The organism is Marinobacter sp. UBA3604, assembly GCF_002375325.1.
GTDB classification, from domain to species: Bacteria; Pseudomonadota; Gammaproteobacteria; order Pseudomonadales; family Oleiphilaceae; genus Marinobacter; species Marinobacter salarius.
In genome coordinates this window covers 60,083-77,697 of record NZ_DFMB01000019.1, presented here as the reverse complement: position 1 = coordinate 77,697, position 17,615 = coordinate 60,083, and the positions used below count along the sequence as shown (strand labels likewise).

General features: G+C 51.6%; 20 protein-coding genes and 2 tRNA genes. 10 read left to right on the top strand and 12 right to left on the bottom strand.

All coding sequences use genetic code 11. The features are described 5' to 3' along the window. From B2590_RS05825 to B2590_RS05815, 3 genes are all read left to right on the top strand, one after another. Positions 1-803 (top strand): hypothetical protein (locus B2590_RS05825; protein ID WP_286810244.1); only part of this gene is annotated, 803 nt, incomplete at its 5' end. Positions 804-954: 151 nt separating this feature from the next. Then, a complete protein-coding gene (locus tag B2590_RS05820; protein WP_286810243.1) occupies positions 955-1,437 on the top strand; it encodes a hypothetical protein in 483 nt (160 codons plus the stop codon). Beyond that, on the top strand, positions 1,437-1,805 hold the full coding sequence (locus B2590_RS05815) for a hypothetical protein (RefSeq protein ID WP_286810242.1): 369 nt from the start codon (positions 1,437-1,439) through the stop codon (positions 1,803-1,805). Before B2590_RS05820 ends, B2590_RS05815 begins: the two co-directional genes overlap by 1 nt. 430 nt (positions 1,806-2,235) lie before the next feature. Here B2590_RS05815 and B2590_RS05810 read toward each other — a convergent pair whose 3' ends face one another. The 8 genes from B2590_RS05810 to B2590_RS05775 form a co-directional block, all read right to left on the bottom strand. After that, on the bottom strand, positions 2,236-2,787 hold the full coding sequence (locus B2590_RS05810; protein ID WP_286810241.1) for an MbcA/ParS/Xre antitoxin family protein: 552 nt from the start codon (positions 2,785-2,787) through the stop codon (positions 2,236-2,238). A 490-nt stretch (positions 2,788-3,277) separates the two neighbouring features. Continuing rightward, positions 3,278-3,997 (bottom strand): hypothetical protein, encoded by a 720-nt coding sequence (locus tag B2590_RS05805; RefSeq protein WP_286810240.1) that lies wholly within the window; start codon positions 3,995-3,997, stop codon positions 3,278-3,280. A 40-nt stretch (positions 3,998-4,037) separates the two neighbouring features. Next, the gene (locus B2590_RS05800; protein ID WP_286810239.1) at positions 4,038-4,595 is read right to left on the bottom strand and encodes a hypothetical protein; all 558 of its coding nucleotides are present in this window, start codon (positions 4,593-4,595) and stop codon (positions 4,038-4,040) included. Between the two features lie 397 nt (positions 4,596-4,992). Continuing rightward, complete coding sequence (locus tag B2590_RS05795; RefSeq protein ID WP_286810238.1) at positions 4,993-5,298, bottom strand: hypothetical protein; 306 nt, start codon at positions 5,296-5,298, stop codon at positions 4,993-4,995. Between the two features lies 1 nt (position 5,299). Then, complete coding sequence (locus tag B2590_RS05790; RefSeq protein WP_286810237.1) at positions 5,300-5,965, bottom strand: DNA-binding protein; 666 nt, start codon at positions 5,963-5,965, stop codon at positions 5,300-5,302. A 460-nt stretch (positions 5,966-6,425) separates the two neighbouring features. Next, the gene (locus B2590_RS05785; RefSeq protein ID WP_091642110.1) at positions 6,426-7,373 is read right to left on the bottom strand and encodes an AEC family transporter; all 948 of its coding nucleotides are present in this window, start codon (positions 7,371-7,373) and stop codon (positions 6,426-6,428) included. 11 nt (positions 7,374-7,384) lie between these two features. Further along, the gene (locus tag B2590_RS05780) at positions 7,385-7,660 is read right to left on the bottom strand and encodes an acylphosphatase (RefSeq protein WP_091642113.1); all 276 of its coding nucleotides are present in this window, start codon (positions 7,658-7,660) and stop codon (positions 7,385-7,387) included. Between the two features lie 30 nt (positions 7,661-7,690). Continuing rightward, positions 7,691-8,290 (bottom strand): DUF938 domain-containing protein, encoded by a 600-nt coding sequence (locus tag B2590_RS05775; protein ID WP_091642116.1) that lies wholly within the window; start codon positions 8,288-8,290, stop codon positions 7,691-7,693. 211 nt (positions 8,291-8,501) lie between these two features. On the opposite strand from B2590_RS05775, the gene B2590_RS05770 reads away from it, so the two are divergent. The 5 genes from B2590_RS05770 to pgsA all read left to right on the top strand — a co-directional run bounded on the left by B2590_RS05770 (position 8,502) and on the right by pgsA (position 13,662). Continuing rightward, positions 8,502-10,109 carry a methyl-accepting chemotaxis protein gene (locus B2590_RS05770; RefSeq protein ID WP_286810236.1) on the top strand — a complete coding sequence of 536 codons (1,608 nt, stop codon included), beginning with the start codon at positions 8,502-8,504 and terminating at the stop codon, positions 10,107-10,109. A 99-nt stretch (positions 10,110-10,208) separates the two neighbouring features. Continuing rightward, positions 10,209-10,460 (top strand): hypothetical protein, encoded by a 252-nt coding sequence (locus B2590_RS05765; RefSeq protein WP_286810235.1) that lies wholly within the window; start codon positions 10,209-10,211, stop codon positions 10,458-10,460. A 110-nt stretch (positions 10,461-10,570) separates the two neighbouring features. Beyond that, entirely contained in the window at positions 10,571-11,236 is a 666-nt protein-coding gene (gene uvrY, locus B2590_RS05760; protein ID WP_036207973.1) for a UvrY/SirA/GacA family response regulator transcription factor, read from the top strand. After that, a complete protein-coding gene (gene uvrC, locus B2590_RS05755) occupies positions 11,220-13,097 on the top strand; it encodes an excinuclease ABC subunit UvrC (protein WP_286810234.1) in 1,878 nt (625 codons plus the stop codon). The genes uvrY and uvrC overlap by 17 nt, the downstream gene beginning before the upstream one ends. A 7-nt stretch (positions 13,098-13,104) precedes the next feature. Continuing rightward, positions 13,105-13,662 (top strand): CDP-diacylglycerol--glycerol-3-phosphate 3-phosphatidyltransferase, encoded by a 558-nt coding sequence (gene pgsA / locus B2590_RS05750; RefSeq protein ID WP_036207967.1) that lies wholly within the window; start codon positions 13,105-13,107, stop codon positions 13,660-13,662. 4 nt (positions 13,663-13,666) lie between these two features. Here pgsA and B2590_RS05745 read toward each other — a convergent pair whose 3' ends face one another. The 4 genes from B2590_RS05745 to B2590_RS05730 are packed head-to-tail and all read right to left on the bottom strand — an operon-like array spanning position 13,667 to position 17,180. Continuing rightward, on the bottom strand, positions 13,667-14,278 hold the full coding sequence (locus tag B2590_RS05745) for an ABC-type transport auxiliary lipoprotein family protein (protein WP_286810233.1): 612 nt from the start codon (positions 14,276-14,278) through the stop codon (positions 13,667-13,669). Continuing rightward, complete coding sequence (locus B2590_RS05740; RefSeq protein ID WP_286810232.1) at positions 14,275-15,213, bottom strand: MlaD family protein; 939 nt, start codon at positions 15,211-15,213, stop codon at positions 14,275-14,277. The genes B2590_RS05745 and B2590_RS05740 overlap by 4 nt, the downstream gene beginning before the upstream one ends. 48 nt (positions 15,214-15,261) lie before the next feature. Then, positions 15,262-16,059, bottom strand: a complete 798-nt coding sequence (locus B2590_RS05735; protein ID WP_091642133.1) for an ABC transporter ATP-binding protein — start codon at positions 16,057-16,059, stop codon at positions 15,262-15,264. Beyond that, positions 16,056-17,180, bottom strand: a complete 1,125-nt coding sequence (locus tag B2590_RS05730; RefSeq protein ID WP_286810231.1) for an MlaE family ABC transporter permease — start codon at positions 17,178-17,180, stop codon at positions 16,056-16,058. The genes B2590_RS05735 and B2590_RS05730 overlap by 4 nt, the downstream gene beginning before the upstream one ends. A gap of 182 nt (positions 17,181-17,362) precedes the next feature. On the opposite strand from B2590_RS05730, the gene B2590_RS05725 reads away from it, so the two are divergent. Then, positions 17,363-17,438: transfer RNA gene (locus B2590_RS05725), tRNA-Gly, on the top strand. A gap of 66 nt (positions 17,439-17,504) precedes the next feature. Beyond that, positions 17,505-17,578 (top strand) — tRNA-Cys (locus B2590_RS05720). Positions 17,579-17,615 lie beyond the last annotated feature (37 nt).

Below are 17,615 nucleotides of genomic sequence, written 5' to 3'. Positions count from 1 at the left end.
CACCAGATTCAGTTATAACTCTGTACGATGCGAGTAATCCTGCTGGAAGGCTGCACGACATTCTGCAGGAGGCAGCAAAGAAGAAAGACGGAAACATAACTGCTCAGAGAGTATGGGCGTCAGTTTTTAAGGTTGAGCCTGATGATATTCAGACGATTATGGCAAAACTGTTCGAGGTCCACGAATTGGTGTCTGAGGTCAGAAGGTTGATCGAGTCAGACCCCGATTTGAATCACGAACTTCTGCTTCGGTATTTCCCAAGGATTGAGTCTGCGATTTTCAGTAAGGGTATCGCTACCCCGTGGAAACCTGTCGGCACTCAATTAGATGCAGCCGTACTGGATTCTTTGAAGTATTGCGCTGATGCCTTAAAGGATTCTTTTACAGAAGACCCAGTTAACCAGGACGAACTGGAGGGTATCGATCAAACGCTATTATCCCTTGAAGGAATGATCAAGGTCAGCTCCCTCCCGCAGAACCTACGTGTTGCTCTGCTTGAAGAGATAAGCAAGATCCGCAAATCGATTTCAATGGTCCAGATAAAAGGTGTCCGAGGGATCAAGGAAGCGATGCAATCGTTGGTTGGTGCGGTCATTGCTCATCAGGAAGAACTCAAAGCTCAGCGAGAGGAAGACCGTCAGCTCCTCGCAAGGCTCGCTGAAACAATGGTCCAGTTGGATAAAATCATATCGAAATCGCTACGCATGTACCGGTTGTTCCGGCATCCAGTGCAGTTCCTGATCAGCAAGGTGAACGAAGACGCTGAGGCTTCTGACGAGATTGAAGTTGCCATTGACGAATAGTGCAGGTAGCTTTCTAAGGGTAGTACCTGTCTACAGATAACTAAGGTAACTACATCAACACAGGCGGAATTTAGGGCACTTTATGCTCAGGAATTGTGTGGTACTCGCGGGAGTTGTGCTTCTATCTGGGTGCGCCTCAACGGGAGGCGGAATGGGTGGTGGTTCGATAGAGGTGAAAGGTGCTGGCGATCAGTTAGAGGATCAGATCACCATATCCACCATTGGATACAACAGACCATTTTTGGGCGTAGTTGAACTCGGTACTGGCGATCCGTTTTTCAGGGTCTATATCGATAAGAGTGACAAGAAGGTTGTCAGCCAGCAGCTCTATGTTTACACCAATAACTATGATTGGATGAACTGGGACGAAGCTCGATTTCGTATGGGTGATGATCTTGTCAAAATACCAATGACAAAAGTAGCAAGCGACGTGGACTGCAGCAAATATGGCTGTTTCCACTCCGAAGATGTTGTTGGCACTATCACTAATAATCAACTCCAGTACTTTGCCAGCCAGGAACAACCCATTACGATTCGCCTGACATCCTCTCGGGTGACGGAGCACACCGACGTTGAAATATCACCTGATGAGGTTAAAGCCTTTCTGGAAGAGGTTGAGAAACAAACCAATTGATGACCCTCAGCAAGGCTAAGATCGTGGGGAAAAGAAAACTAATTGCGCTAATTCTGGGGGGCGTTCTTTCGGCCTCGGTAATCGCAAACCAAGCACTGACGATCCAAGACGCCGAGACTGCCGGTTTTACTAAAAGAGGCCAGCAGATGTTTCAGATGATAGGAGCGTCAGACGGGTGGTCAGGCTCTTGGTCCGGCGATAAGGTTGAGCTGTACCAATACCAATCGCCTGAGGAGGTTAAGCCTGAAGTTTTCGAGTCAGCCGTTCATGAGGGAAATCTCTCCGGTTGGGTCGAGCTTTGCCAACATAAGAACATGCTGATGCTCAGTAAGGGAAAGAAAGCCTGCGTTGAGCTGAAGAAGCTCTGATAATTCTGAAGACATCCTAATTAATGGTTTTGGTGATTCTTTACCTTACATCCAGGAGAATTAAGTGGGCGATTTCTGGAAATATTCCGCCCCAATGTTGGTTTCGATATTACTCCCGGGACTTTCGTAGGCATATATATTTCAATCCCTTTGGGTGTGTTGGCAGGATTTCTTGGCTTGTACCTATATATCTTCCATGGACACTGTCAAGACATTAGGAATCGCTTGGATCAGCTTATAGAGCTGGAAAAGAAAAGGCGACGAGACTGCGAGTGATGAGAAATACCAAAGATTCGCGTTCCTGATCTGTAGGAAATCGGCTCATATCACAAGGCTGCTATGCGTTGTAAACGTAATCTGGGATACTTTGGTACTTTCTCAATATCTCCGTCCACCATGATTTCGAGGGCTGAAGCCCCTTCACCTTACTTCAATTTAAAAGATCGCTATCATCTATGTGCTGACCATCAAGATAACGCCTTACGCCCGCAAGGTCACCTGCAAGCATTACATCCAAAGCCGATCTGCCCTGAAATGCACGATTGGGTTTGCGTGGCCATTCAGCAGCTTGTTGTTCCGTGGGATAGAGAATTCTTAGCGCTTTGTAAATCCCCAACACATAAGAAATTCGCATTAAGGTATCTTCTGGTAAAGACCAGACCGAACGATTTCTCCAATCCATGAAGGTCTTTTCATCTGGCTTTCCAAGTAATTCGCGCATTTCCTCAGGATTCAGCCTCCAGATCTCGAAGATGTTAAAAGCACCCTTTAGAGCGACCATTGCCTCCAAACGTTTGCGCTGTCGCTCCCTTAACTCTTCGGGCGTCATCTCTGAAGAAAAGATACTTGGTCCGCGCTGTAACTGATCGACAGTGCCGTTCCGAATTGCTTCGCTTATGCGATCCGACTCATGCTGATGAGCCTCTCGAATTTCTTTAAGTGTCGGTTTTGTGGACTTGCGCGGCTTCGGAGGATTGGACACTTTGAGCACCTCGTATATCGTTAGATACAGTACAGATTATAATCGAATAATCGGAATGTCACGGGATTGATACTGCTGAACAACCAGAAACGTTGCAAAGTGGGAGGTACAGTCCTCAGTACTTATCAGTTTAGGTTCATCTATTGAGGGGAGGGGAGTCCGGGGGTGAAACATATTATGAAACCTGCAATGAAATACATTCCAAGTGTCATACATAATACATAAGGTGTAAAATTTAACATGCTTCTCTTCTTTTTGTTTCCAATAGATTTGTTGACAAATGTTTGACTTGATAAGGTCCTAGAAAAACCAGGGTATATTTAATAAGAAAAGCTGAGAGTTTTGCATACTGGAAGTCCTTTTCCTTTTGCATCCAATAATTTCATTTTAGCATATTTAAGCTTTAATATAAATATATAGATAATAAAATAAATTAAAATTAATATATATTAAAAGGTAAAAATATATCATTATAGATAAAAAGTGTCAGCTATCTATGAATGTTACTTAGCACAAGATTACTGAAACTGGATCTGTCTGTGCCGAATATCAACTTTCTCCCATTCTGTTTCGCAGAAAAAATTAATTCTGAGGCAACTAAATGGTTTACCCCGTCATACTCAAATGAACAGAATTTATTTTCTAATCCATCCTGGATACTTCGAAGAATACGAGGAAAATTATTAATAGAAATAGTTCCATGTTTAGAGTCGTGTGGAGATTGGCTCACATCTATATAAATAAGTCCTTGCGTTTTTAGGCCCTGTCTACGATAGCTAATGAAGTCAGACAGAACCTTACGTCGCAATTCTTGGCGGTTAAAATTATCCACTGAGGCAATATGATCTTCGCAACGTGAAAAAAAATCTGAATCGATGGGTCGGTATAGCCCAATCGCTCCGCAGATATCACATACTTCTGATGATAAAAATCTGGAAACAATTCTAAGCATTTCAATCTCAAAAAATGGTCTAGATTGAGTGAAAATTATCTCTAGTATACCTGATACTTGCTTAACCTGATTAATAATCGGATCTGATGATCGCCCCATAACCAGGTCATTTAATAACCCCAGAGTTTCGTATACCAAGACATACCAACCAGGTTCCACCTCTAGACCGTTCGATATAATCGGTGCTGAGTCAACAGAGTCAAACAGTAACGGGTAACTGGTCAGTATTTTCCTATCGGCAAGCTTTTTAATTTCCATTTCGTACCGTTCCGCGAAGAGAGTATGATATGTTGGAATTTTAATGAGATACAATCTCATCTAATATTTCTATTAACTCAGATGGAGTTTCGCTTACTCTTTGCTGAGGGTTAAACTTGGAGATGTTGATTAAGCGGTATCTTTTAAACCCGTTATGAAAGAAAACAGGTGAACCCTCATGAGGGTCATAGGCTGCTATAAAAATTGAATCTAGGCTAACGATATCGGCCTTCATGACTTGCTTTAAATGAAACCTCAACAACTCGCTCGATATTTTGAAGTGATCGTTTTCGATTGGAATCGGAAGTAAGACATAATCCGAAATGATAGAGGCGAGACAGATTTCTTTTTCTGTTGCACGACGATTTAAGCCTAGAGATAAGAAGTAATGTGTATCAGGCGCGCAAAAAAGATCGTTGCATTTTTCACGACTTGCGTAAAACCAAGGGAAGTTCTTGCAGTAGTCAGGTTTTTTTGGTAGATCGAAATGTTGTAGGTCGGAAAAGTCCCTGCCGCGAACCCACGGGTCGCGATCAAAGTCGATCACCCATTGCCTGTATCCGTCACCCTCCAGCTCTCCTGGCTGCGAATCCTTCATTACTCTATCCTGAGCAACAAATTCGATTCTAGACGTGTCCCATTTTGAAATGCAGTTCATCGCTAGCGCTGTTAGTGTGGTTTCTCCGCTCCCTGGAAATGCTTTCATTATGCTAATGACCATAAGACCCTCGCCCTTCATTGATTTCGTCGGGCTAATCTTATAACTCATTAGATGGATTTCAACCTGGTCACATGATTAAAGTTGGACTGTCAATTTAACTTTAATTGTTAAACTTTTCAGTTTATAAATTGACATATTTTTATGATTATGATTTTTGTAGTGTTTTATTGGCAGCAAATGTCAATTTAAGCGAGCGGTTTTTATTTTAAATGTAAATTAATTTTTGTTAATCAAAATGGCCCAGAGTCTATCTGGGCCACCACAACCATTATCGTTATAAATCGTTAAGTTCTTCTATCAGAAAGTCAACTATATCTTCGGAACTTAACACGTCATAGGCATCGTATTCCAACGAACTTTTCTGATCTAATGAGCTGGGTTTAGATAGCAAAGTAAACGAGCCGGTTAATATCGGTTTAGCAAATGGGTCTTCTTTTTCAAAGATAAGTGTTCCAACTAAAATCGCTGAAAACCTATCATTTGAACTGAAAATCCGTATTAGTTTACCTGAAGGCAGAATGTCTTCCGACAATTTTGACCATTTGCAGCTCAAAGCTTGAATGCTATATTCGCTTTTCATATCAGTGTGTCCTTGGGCTGCAATTATTTTCTTTTTCTTCGTATGATTTTAAAGCCGACGCTGTTCTCGTCATCAGATCTTGTGTAAACGATTTCTGTTTCTCAAGTTCAGACGTTAAGCTTTTTAAACTTTCTTTTAGATCCTGGACTTCATCCTTGAGGTCAACGGTTTCGTCCTTGGAACGATTGGCTACAGTGATCAATTCAGCGTTCTCTTTTGTCAGTGTTTCTAGCTCATGGTTCAATTTTTCTATATGTGTGATTAAGTTTTCGTTGGATTTTGAGAGGTTTTCGTTTTTCGATATTAAGTCGGAAATCGTAGATTCATGATTTCCTATTCTTGTGTTTTTATTTTCTATTTCTAAGTTTAAAGTGTGGATTTCTATTTTCAGTTTATCATTTTCGTCTCGGGTAATGTCATGGGCCAGTGTAAGGGCAGTGCTCCACATTGTCTGAATCGGTATTTTTAGATCCGCAGGTATATCGCTCAGTGCAGGATTATCAAACCCGTCCTCAAGTCTTTCAAGCCAAGAGTCTCGGTATTTTCTAATCGTTGAATTAGAGCCTCTGTCTCCTAATTTGGAGCGAATCACTTTAAACGTTGGCATGTTGCCTTCTTTAAGTATTTGAAAACATACAACGTGGACTTCTTTTTCAGTAATAGCCATTTCAAGTTTCCTTATGTGATTTGCCATTAGCGGCTTTAACCACGATAGAAACTCAACTTTTGAAATGCAACGTGTCCAATAGATTATTTCATTATTAAAGTTAGCAAATAATAGAGGAAAGCCTACAGTTTATGTAATTTGATTTACAGTTTCCATAAGCTGTATTACGGGTGATGTTATTTTAGTAAATACTTGGCTATCTTGAGTTGACGTACTTTGGACGTTCGTTCGTTTAGTTGACAAAATCTGTTGTTCGGACTATATAAGTTTAGTGTGTCAATCGTCTTTTATTCGTTTTTTCATGAGCACTGTGTAAAACGCAAAAAAGCCCGTAGGTATGCGGTTTTTTCAAGGTTATTTTATGGAGTGTGTCGAGGGTTCGAATCCCTCCCTCTCCGCCAATACCAGACCCCAGCAGAAATGCTGGGGTTTTTTATTGTCGGGCCGGAAAACGCGGCGCTCAAGCCAGCCCGGCAGTCCGCAATACAAACACCCCGGCGGTAACCGTTACACTGGCCATCAACGTGGTCAGCGCCACGATATTGGCTGCCAAGCGGTCGTTGCCGCCCAGCGCCTTGACCATGACAAAGCTGGCCGCTGCCGTCGGGCTGGCGAAGAACAGGAACATCAGCCCAAGTTCCCGTCCTTCAAACCCGGCCAGCCAGGCCGCGAATGTACACAATACCGGTAACGTCACCATCTTCATCACACTTGCACTGATCGCGAGCTTGCGATCGGTACGCATGGCGCTTAAGGACAGCGTTCCGCCAATGCACATCAGCGCCAGGGGCAAGGTAAGTGACGCGAAATAGTCCCCACTGGTCATTAGCCAGTTCGGCAGTTGCAGCCCGGACCAGGCAAAGGGAACCGCGACTACGACGGCCAGGATGAGAGGGTTGCGCCCGATGTCCCCGAGAATGCGTCCCCAACTGGTCGCCTGGCCCGGCTGATAGGCCGTCAGGACGACCACAGAGAGTGCGTTGTACGAAATAATGACCACGCCCAGCAGGAGGCCCCCGGCTGAAAGGCCGAAGTCGCCATAGAGGCTGGCCGCCAGGGCGAGGCCCACGATACCGCAGTTGCCTCTGAAAGCGCCCTGGACATACACACCCCGGTCAATCGTTGGTGCGGCACGCATGGCCCAAAGCCAGCAGAAGACAAAGCTGGCCAGGGTTGCGGCTACGAAGAATCCCAGCAGTGCAGGGTTGAGGGTAGTATCAAGGTCTGCGCGTACAATACTGAGGAATACCAGTGTTGGCAGAGTGGCGCGGAAGACCAGCGCCGACGCTGTGTTGATAAAGTTGGTATCGATCCAGCCGAGGCGCCTGAGACCAAGGCCGATAAACACCATGGCGAATACCGGCAGCGTGGTCTCCAGGGTATGAAGGAATGTTCCGAGTAGTGTCATTCAACCGGTGGTTACCGAACTCCAAAGTTTGTGAAATCACCGGTTGCAGAGTCTTCGGTGGCATTGATCTTGTCGACGATTGCGGAGGGAGGGCCGTCTCGACACCACTGTCTCAGTGAAACCAGTGACGCTGGCGGGCCCTCTGCAACGATTTCTACGCGGCCATCCGGCAGGTTTCTGACGTAGCCGGTGACACCCAGGCTGTTTGCCATGTCGGCCGCGGAGGCGCGATAGCAGACCCCCTGAACCTTGCCGCTGATCAGCATCGTGAGTCTCTGGTGGCTCATTGCGTGATCCCTCCTGAATCGAGTGGCTGTTTACAGTTTACGCCATACCAGCAGTCGATTGTTGGCAGGCATATCGAAATCGCTTTCAAGCCCGAAACGAACTCGCCCTGCCAGTTCCAGCATGTCATCCATATTACGGATGCCCATATGGGCGGCCTGACTCCGAAGGTGGTGATCAAACCGGCGATTGCTGTCGCTGGTAAATTGCCCTTCGTAGTTAAACGGACCATAGAGGCAGAACAGGCCGCCCGCAATGAGGCGCTTGGCCAGCCCCGCAAACATTGCCTCTACCTCTTCCCACGACATGATGTGAGCCGTGTTGGCGGAATAGGCCCCATCAATGGTGTCTACCGGCCAGCTTCCTAGGGAAACATCCAACTCAAGTGGTGGACGGATATTGGCAAGCGCGGCCTCCTGGATCCAGCCCAGGGAATGACCAGCGCCTCCAGGCCGATCACTGGGTTGCCACGTCAAGTGGGAGAGCTCTGCGGCGAAATAAACGGCGTGCTGCCCCGTTCCCGTTCCGATCTCCAATATGGTGGCCGGCTCGGTGAACACCGTTTTGATGCATTCCAGTATTGGTTGCCTGTTATTTGCACAGGCCTGTGAGAAAGGCTTGCTGTGGACCATCGTTTACGCCTATTCGGAATCAGTGCCAACCTAAAGAATATCGCGCTGGGCGCAATGGGTAAAAGAATGAGCGTAGGGGATTTCCCGCGTATTCGACATTCGATGATGGTCTATCGGAGGCTTTCCGACTGGAAAATGGCGCCATTCGCGACATAAAAGTGTCACAAAACAGGCATAAGCTCCATTGGACGATACCCCCAGTGGAGATACCATGCTCAGAACTGTCCGCAGCCGTATTCTGTTCTTTTCCTTTCTATCGGTGTTTGCTTTGGCCGCATTGGCGGCCCTGTCATCGAGCATTATGACCCGTGCGGAGTCCGCTTCAGAGGCATTGGTCCGGGAAAATCTTTCGGAGTCCTGGCTGCTGGAAGACCTGGAACAGGACCATCGCCGGCTGCAGGATCTTGCCTACAAGATCAAGGCACAGCTGATGCTCTGGGATGAAATCGATGTGGAATTTCAGGCTTTGACAGCGGCGTTGCCAGAGCACTGGCAATCTATCGAGGATAATGCCGGGCTGAGCGAGTGGGCGACGGAAAATCGAGCGTTGTTTGAGAGCGTGCTGGCGCTCATCGAATCCATGAGGCCCGGTATTGAAGGACGTAGCTACTATCGAGTAGGGCAAGTGGTGGATTTTGATCTGTTTCCGGCCCTCGGCCCCATGCTGGCGGCGATCAACAACCGCAAGGAAGCCAGCCGTACAACCATTGAAGTCAGTAGCCAGGACCTGCTGGCTTTCCTGGATGCCCAGAAAATCTGGCTGTTGGCGGGCTCTGCTGTATTCCTGATGTCTGTGGTCTTGATGACGCTCTGGCTTCGGCGCTCAGTGATTGGCCGCCTGCAGTTGCTGGAGTCCGGCCTCCGGGAAATGGACGAGACCTCAGATCTTTCCCGGCGCCCGGTTATTACCGGACACGATGAAGTGGCTGGTGTGACGCGCGCGCTGGTAGGGTTGGTTAGCCGGTTTGAGCTCTTTATCGGAGAAGTGAGAACGGCTGCCCACAGCATCAATGACCGGTCCACATCGTTGGACTCTCAGGCAGAGGACGTCCAGGCGTCCACTGATACTACCCGCCGGCAGATTCATGATGTCAGCCAGTCAATGGCGGCCATTGCGAACCAGGCGTCGGCCATTGATTTAGCCACCGAGAACTCAGCCACTACGGTTCGAGATGCCGTGGCGGCCAATGCGGTGGTTCAGGAAGGGCTCAGAAACAGTGAGCAGGCAGCTGAACACACGGTGGAGGTAATTGGCCGGGTGTCCCTATCTATCCAGGCATTGAGTGAATCCTCGGGCAAAATCGAGAGCGTGATCGGCGTCATTGCCGATATCGCGGAGCAGACCAATTTGCTGGCATTGAATGCAGCGATTGAAGCGGCCCGTGCCGGCGAACACGGTCGGGGATTTGCCGTGGTGGCAGACGAAGTGCGCACCCTGTCGAAGCGTACGTCGGACTCCACCAGGGAAATTCGCCAATGGGTGACCGACCTGGTAACCGGGGTTTCCGGCGTTGAGGACCTGCTGGACGAAATGCGCGACGCCGGTGGCATGAACCGGCGGAACCTTGATGCCCTGAAAGACCACCTGGAGCGTCTCGCGAGTCAGTTCACGGAGCTGGAGCTTCGCAGTGCTGAAATTGGGGATGCGGTTGCGGTTCAGAGGGAAGAGATTGACCGTGTCGGGCGGCGGTCAAGGGCGCTTGATGACAGTTCGGGTTCCCTGATCACCAGTGTTGATAACACCCGCCAGATCAGTGAATACCTGAGACAGGAATCGGTCACCATGCGTCAGCTGATTTCCCGGTTTAAGGCAGCCTGACCGACCGGTCAACGCTAAGTGGTGAAAAAAAGCCTGATAATCGGTCTTCTACAGCCTCGCCAAACCCATTACCATGGCTGCTTTGAGGTGGAGTTGAAAATGACCGACGAAGCAGGCCAAGAGCCCCAGCCGGACCCACGTGAAGAGAAATTCGTAGTGGATGTGGGGCTGCTTTCAGAGGACCAGCTTGACGGGCTGGTTGACGAATACTGCACTCGGTACCACGGCCTGAACGACACTGAGAACCCCATGGCAGAGCGTGAGCGGGTAAAATCGGCGGCTCGGCGGGGGGATCTGGTGGTCTGGTTCGATCCGGTAGAGAATACCGCAAGCCTGGGCGTGCCCCGCTGATGATTGTGTCCTGAGCAGTGGGTCCCGGTATTGATGGATGCATCTACCGTCGGGAACCCTTAAACGGTACAATTCGTAAATTCCCATAAAAGCCGCGTGCGAGGTGAGTTTTGATCAGGGTATTGGTTGTTGACGACCATGAACTGGTCAGGTCCGGTATTACCCGGATGCTGGCGGACAACCCCGATATTGAAGTCATCGGCGAAGCATCTTCAGGCGAGGATGCTATTGATTCTGTGCGTAAAGACAGCCCGGATATCGTGTTGATGGACATCCGCATGCCTGGTATCGGGGGGCTGGAAGCGACACGGCGAATCCTGCGCATTGACGACGCTGTGCGGGTGATCGTGGTGACTGCCTGTGCCGATGACCCCTATCCAACCAGGGTGATGCAGGCCGGCGCATCGGCTTATATCACCAAGGGCGCCGACATCAAGGAAATGGTGCGTGCCATCCGCATGGCGCATTCCGGGCAGCGTTACATCAGCCCGGAAATTGCCCAGAAAATGGCGCTCAAGCAGCTTGGAGGCGGCGATGCGAGGGACGAAGACGGCGAGCTATCTCTGTTCGACCGTTTGTCCGAGCGCGAAATGCAGATTGCCATGATGGTGGTGGACTGCCAGAAAGTGCAGGACATTTCCGACAAGCTTTGCCTCAGCCCAAAAACTGTAAACAGTTACCGCTACCGCATTTTCGAGAAGCTGGAAATTTCCAGTGACGTTGAGTTGGCGCTGATGGCGGTCAGGCTCGGGTTGCTCGATGCCGACAAGGTCTGACGCACCGGCTGATTCTGCCGAGGCAGGGAACAACAGGGAGTTCGACACCAATAGCTTCCTGAAACAGTTGACCGAGCGGCCCGGCGTTTACCGCATGTACGACGCCGCTGGCAATGTGCTGTATGTGGGTAAGGCCCGGAACCTCAAGAAACGGGTGACCAGCTACTTCCGCAAGTCCGGCCTGGCGCCCAAGACCGAAGCCCTGGTCTCCCGAATTGACTCCATCGAAGTCACCATCACCAGCAGTGAAACCGAAGCACTCCTGCTTGAACAGAACCTGATCAAATCCCTGCGGCCGCCATACAATATCCTGCTGCGGGATGATAAATCCTACCCTTATATATACCTGTCCTCGCACGATGACTATCCCTCCCTGACGTTTCGCAGGGGGCGCACGAAGAAAGGCGGCGGTACCTGGTATGGGCCATTTCCGAGTTCCGGAGCGGTCAAGGAAAGTCTTAATATTCTACAAAAGATTTTCCGTATAAGGTCCTGTAGTGAAAGCTATTTCCGAAACCGCACACGTCCTTGTCTTCAGTATCAGATCAACCGTTGCACGGCACCGTGTGTCGGTTATATTTCCCCCGAGGATTATCGGGAAGACATGCGCCACGCCACCATGTTCCTCGAAGGCAAGAACCCCGCGATCCTGCAGGATCTGATGGCGGCCATGGAAACCGCGGCGAAGAATCTGGAATTTGAGAAAGCCGGTGTCTACCGCGACCAGATAAACCATCTGCGGCACGTTCAGGAGCAGCAAAGCGTGGACGGTGAAGGGGGCGATGCCGACGTGGTGGCCATTGCCCAGGATGCCGGTGTGGTGTGCATCGTGGTGATCATCGTACGCGCTGGGCGCGTGCTCGGTACCAAGGACTATTTTCCGCGATACAGTATTGAGCAGTCAGAAGCTGAGTTGTTAAGTGCTTTTCTGGGGCAGTATTATTTCGGCGGTAGCACCCGCCGGGAAATTCCACCGGACATCCTGGTGCCGGTGGACGTCGACGGCCAGGAACTGCTGTCCCAGGCGCTGACAGAATCCGCCGGTCGTGACACCCGGGTACGCAAGAACGTGCGCGGGGAGCGCCGGCGCTGGCTGGATCTGGCCATGACGAATGCCAGGCAGACATTGCTGACCCACCTGGCCAGCAAGGAAACGGTCTATCGTCGCCTGCTGGCCCTGCGCGACCTGCTGGATCTCGCTGAAACGCCGTCACGCATGGAGTGCTTTGACATCAGTCATAGCCATGGTGAGAACACGGTCGCATCCTGCGTGGTTTTCGACGAGAATGGGCCGCTGAAAAGCGACTACCGGCTCTACAATATCGAGGGTGTCACCGGCGGTGATGACTATGGAGCCATGCGCCAGGTTCTGACGCGCCGATATAAACGCATGGTGGCAGGTGAGGGCAAACGCCCGGACCTGGTGTTCATCGACGGTGGTAAGGGCCAGTTGAACATTGCCCGGGAAGTGTTTGATGAACTTGGTGTTACGGACATTCCGCTGATTGGTGTTGCCAAGGGTGTCACCCGGCGTGCGGGTATGGAACAGTTGATTGATGCCATGACCGGCGACCTCTATCGGGTCCCCGCAGACTCGCCGGCACTGCACCTGATCCAGCATATCCGTGACGAGTCGCACCGTTTCGCCATCACTGGCCATCGGGCCCGGCGTGACAAGAAACGCCGGCAATCCACCCTAGAGGGAATCGAGGGTGTCGGGCCTAAACGCCGCCGCGATCTGATACGTTATTTTGGCGGCATCCAGGAACTACGCAAGGCGAGTATCGACGAAATGTCCAAGGTTCAGGGAATCAGCAGGAACCTGGCAGAAACCATCTACGCAGTACTGCATGACGAGTAGGGATAGCATGAATTTACCGAACATTCTCACCCTTTCCCGGATTCTGATGATCCCGGTTTTCGTGATTATCTACTACCTGCCGGCGCAATGGAGCTACCTCGTCAGTGCCGGCCTGTTTGCGCTGGCGGCGGCGACGGACTGGTTGGATGGTTACCTGGCCCGGAAACTGAACCAGAGCACACCTTTTGGTGCCTTCCTGGACCCCGTTGCGGACAAACTCATGGTGGCGGTAGCACTGACCGTGCTGATTGAAGCCCACGCCAGTTTCATTCTGACGATTCCCGCCACGGTGATTATCGGTCGTGAGATCGTGATTTCAGCATTGCGGGAGTGGATGGCGGAAATTGGCAGCCGTGCGAGTGTGGCGGTTTCCTACATTGGCAAGATCAAGACAACAGCGCAGATGGTGGCCATTATCATGCTGCTGGCATTCCCTCCTGGTGTCGTCTGGGCCCAGGCCGGCACGGCCCTGTTGTACGTGGCAGCAGTACTGACGTTCTGGTCGATGATTCTCTATCTCAAGGCCGCCTGGCCGGACCTTTTTCCGGAAAAACACCAGGGTTAACGGGTTAGGGGCGCTGTTCGACCGTCCAGCGAATCACCTCGCGGGCCAGTGCGTTACTGGCCTCGCCAAATGCCTCCACGACTGCTTCAACTTGTTCCCCTGTCGCCGGACGCTGGTACTCAAAGCGTTTGCTGGCAAGGGTATTGCGGGTGCGCTCGTCGATGAGATGCAGGTCCAGCCTGATCAGCGCTACCGGCATGCCGTCCTGATACTCGCTCTGGAACGCGCTTAGTTCTCCTGCCATGGTCAGATCACTGCGGGCCGGACTGGTTCCGGTAATAACGCCAGCGAATCGGCCATCCCGGCGAAAGGCATCGATCAGTTGGTCCCGAACCAGGACGGGAGACTTCTTACTCCAGCGCGCTCCCTGATAGGCCTTTATTTCGTTGCCCTCCGGTTTCACCAGAATACGCGAGCTATCAACAGGGCCTTCTGCCAGGGGCGTTACGAACCGAAGGGTTGTGCTGAATGGTTTGTTGTCAGTGATGGATTCCTCAACCGTGGAAGCCGGTAACTGAAATATTCGATTGGCCGGTCGATCCGGGAACAGAGTACAAGCGGATAACGTGGCGGCAACGACCATGCAGAGCAGTGCCCGTGATGCAGTCAGTGTCATGGATTAAACTCCTGTATCGGCTCGCGGCCCAACAGAAGGCCGGCCGGGTCGTCCTCCAGGCGGTGGATAAGGCTGTCCATGTTTTGCAGCGTTGATCTCAGTTCCCGCATGGCCGGCGCCAGTTCCCCGATGCCCTGCATTCCCTGGTCCAGGGAGCCTTCGCTGCGGGCGGTGAGTGCTTCAAGCCGCGCGGTAGTGGTTTCCAGTGAGTTCATGGCGCTCTGGGCAGTGGCCATCAACTGGCGGCCTTCCTTGTCCAGCAAAGTGTTCGCTGTGCTGCCAAATTGACGGAAGGTTTTCAGCGTGGCCTCGGTTTGTACACTGAGTTGATCGAAACTCGCCACCAGATTGCTCAGTTCGCTGCGTTGATCCATCAACCCTGACGACACGGCCTCGATGTTCTTGAGGCTGCGGGTGAGGTTGCGGGAGTTTTCCGTAGACACCATGGCATTTGCGTTGGTGAGGAACTGATCGAGCTTGGCAAACAGCTCCTCACTGGAAGCCATCAGGGTGGTAAAGGCCGAGGGTTCGGCCTGGATGGTCGGTGGGGATTCAGGGCTCCCAGTCAGCTTTTTGCTTCCGGGGGTGCCGCCCTTCAGTTCGATGTTCATGCTGCCGGTAATGTTCGTCAACGCCAGGCCAGCCCGAGTGTCTTCCTTGATGGGCACATCGTCGTATACCCGAATCAGCACTCTGACGTTGCGCGGGTCACTTGGGTCGAGGCTTAGTTCGGCCACGTCGCCCACCTCAATGCCGCTGTATTTGACCGGGCTGCCCTCCGAGAGCCCGCTGACGCCCCGATCAAAAACTATTTCGTACCAGGCATAATCGCGGTCGTTGCCGGCCTGGCCTAGCCACAGGGCAAACGCGAGCGCACTGGCAAGCGCAACCAGTGTGAACAGCCCAATCAGGACGTGATGTGCTCTGGGTTCCATGTCAGCGTACCTCTCCCGACTTCTTTGCTGCTTTCCGGTTGTTTATGTTTATTGTCCCGTGGCCGGCCTGATGCGATTGACGGCGCGGCCTCTGGGCCCATGGAAGTAATCGCGAATCCAGGGGTCGTCGGTGGCTTCAACCACCGCCAGCCGGTCCGCCACCAGTACGCTCCGCGAGGCTAACACGGCCACCCGGTCACAGGTGGTGTAAAGGGTGTCCAGATCATGGGTCACCAGAAACACGCTGAAGCCGAGGGCGTCCCGAAGCGTAACAATCAGTCGGTCAAAGGCAGCGGCGCCAATCGGATCGAGCCCGGCCGTGGGCTCGTCCAGAAACAACACCTCCGGGTCCAGCGCCAGGGCCCTTGCGAGCGAGGCTCTTTTGACCATGCCACCTGACAACTGGGCGGGGTACTTTCCGGCCGCGTTGGCTGGCAGGCCGACCAGTGCGAGCTTCACCCGGGCCAAGTGTTCCGCGTCAGTACGGGACAGTTTGGCATGCTCAATCAGCGGCAGGGCAACGTTTTCCTGGAGAGTCAGGGAACTGAACAGGGCACCGCTCTGAAACAGCACGCCAAAGCGCCGTTCTACACGGGAGCGTTGTTGTTGAGAAAGAGCCTGCAACTGCTCACCAAAGACCTCTATGGTCCCGGAATCCGGCGTATGCAGCCCGACAATGCTCCTCAGCAGCACCGACTTGCCGGTTCCCGAGCCGCCAACCACCCCCAGTATTTCCCGGTGATAAAGGTCAAGATTGAGATCCGTATGTACCTCATGACCACCGAAGCGGTTACAAAGGCCCTTCACGCTGATAACCACATCCTGGTGCGCGGCCTCTTTTCTCACCAGCCCATCTCCATGAAGAATATCGCTGCTATGGAATCCAGCAGAATCACCATAAAGATCGACTGTACCACGGCGGAGGTGGTGTGTTCACCGACGGACTGGGCACTTCCACTGGCCTTGAAGCCCTCAAGGCAACCGATAACGGCAATCACAAACGCAAAGATCGGGGCTTTGCCCAGCCCAACCAGAAGGTGGACGACCCTTACCTTGGTTTCGAGGATATTCAGGATTTGCGGAACGGAGATATCCAGTGCCACGACGCACACCAGCGAACCACCAACAATGCCGCTGATCATGCCGACGAAGGTCAGTATCGGAAGCGAAACCACCATCGCCAGCACCCGGGGGATAACCAGTAATTCAATCGGGCTCAGCCCGAAGGTTCTTAGGGCATCGATTTCTTCGTTCGCTTTCATGGACCCGAGTTGCGCAGTAAAGGCGCTGGCCGTGCGACCAGCCAGCAGGATAGCGGCCAGCAGAACACCGAACTCCCGCAGGAATGAGAAGGCCACCAGGTTAACGGTGTAAATGGTGGCGCCGAAATCATCGAGAATGGTGGCGCCCAGAAACGCAACGACCGCGCCCACCAGAAACGTCAGCAGCGCCACGATGGGAAGGGCATTCAGCCCGGTCTGATGGACATGGGCCACCAGTGAGGTGATCCGCCATCGCCAGGGTGTTGCAAGGATGCTCGCCAATGTCGCCAGTATCTGGCCGGTAAAACCAATCAACAGACGTTGTTGATGCCAGAAGTCTTCGATTTTTTCGCCAACACCCGCCAGGAACTCAGTGATCGGGTTGGATCGGAGGGATTTTTCGCCTTCAGGGCTGGCCATCGCGTTGGCAATCAGGCGCAGCAGTTCCTGACGTTCGCTGGAAAGCCCGGGGGTTAGCTCGGTAAGCTCATGGAGTTGACGGGCACCCAGAAGATCCACCAGCAGGGATGCGCCAGCGGTATCCAGCGCATTGATTGTTGCCAGATTGACCGAATGCCCGTTAGGTAACTCCATTGCGGTGGCTTTTTGGACATCCCGCTTCAAGCTGCCGTAGTTCGGAAGCGTCCAGTCGCCCGAGACGGTCAATTGGCCGTTCTGGAATTCAAGCTTGCCAGGGGAGGGCATCTGGAAATCCCGTCTCCTTTGTTGAGGATTGGCGATGGGTGTTCCTTGATACTAGCTCAAATTCGCGTGTTGGGGGTTGCTGCGTTCGAGTGCAATCGATCAGAATCTGAACTAAAACAGAAAGTTGAAAAAAGTGGTTGACGCAAACGGCCTAATCCGTAGAATACGCCCTCGTTGATCAAGCGGGAATAGCTCAGTTGGTAGAGCACAACCTTGCCAAGGTTGGGGTCGCGAGTTCGAATCTCGTTTCCCGCTCCAATTAACACAGTCTCTCAATGCCCACCTGAGAGCATAAAAGTATCGAATCCCCTTCGAACTTTTCCCGGCGCGGTGGCAGAGTGGTTATGCAGCGGACTGCAACTCCGTGTACGCCGGTTCGATTCCGACCCGCGCCTCCATTATTTCTCAATACTCCAGTACCTTTCAGACTCAAGC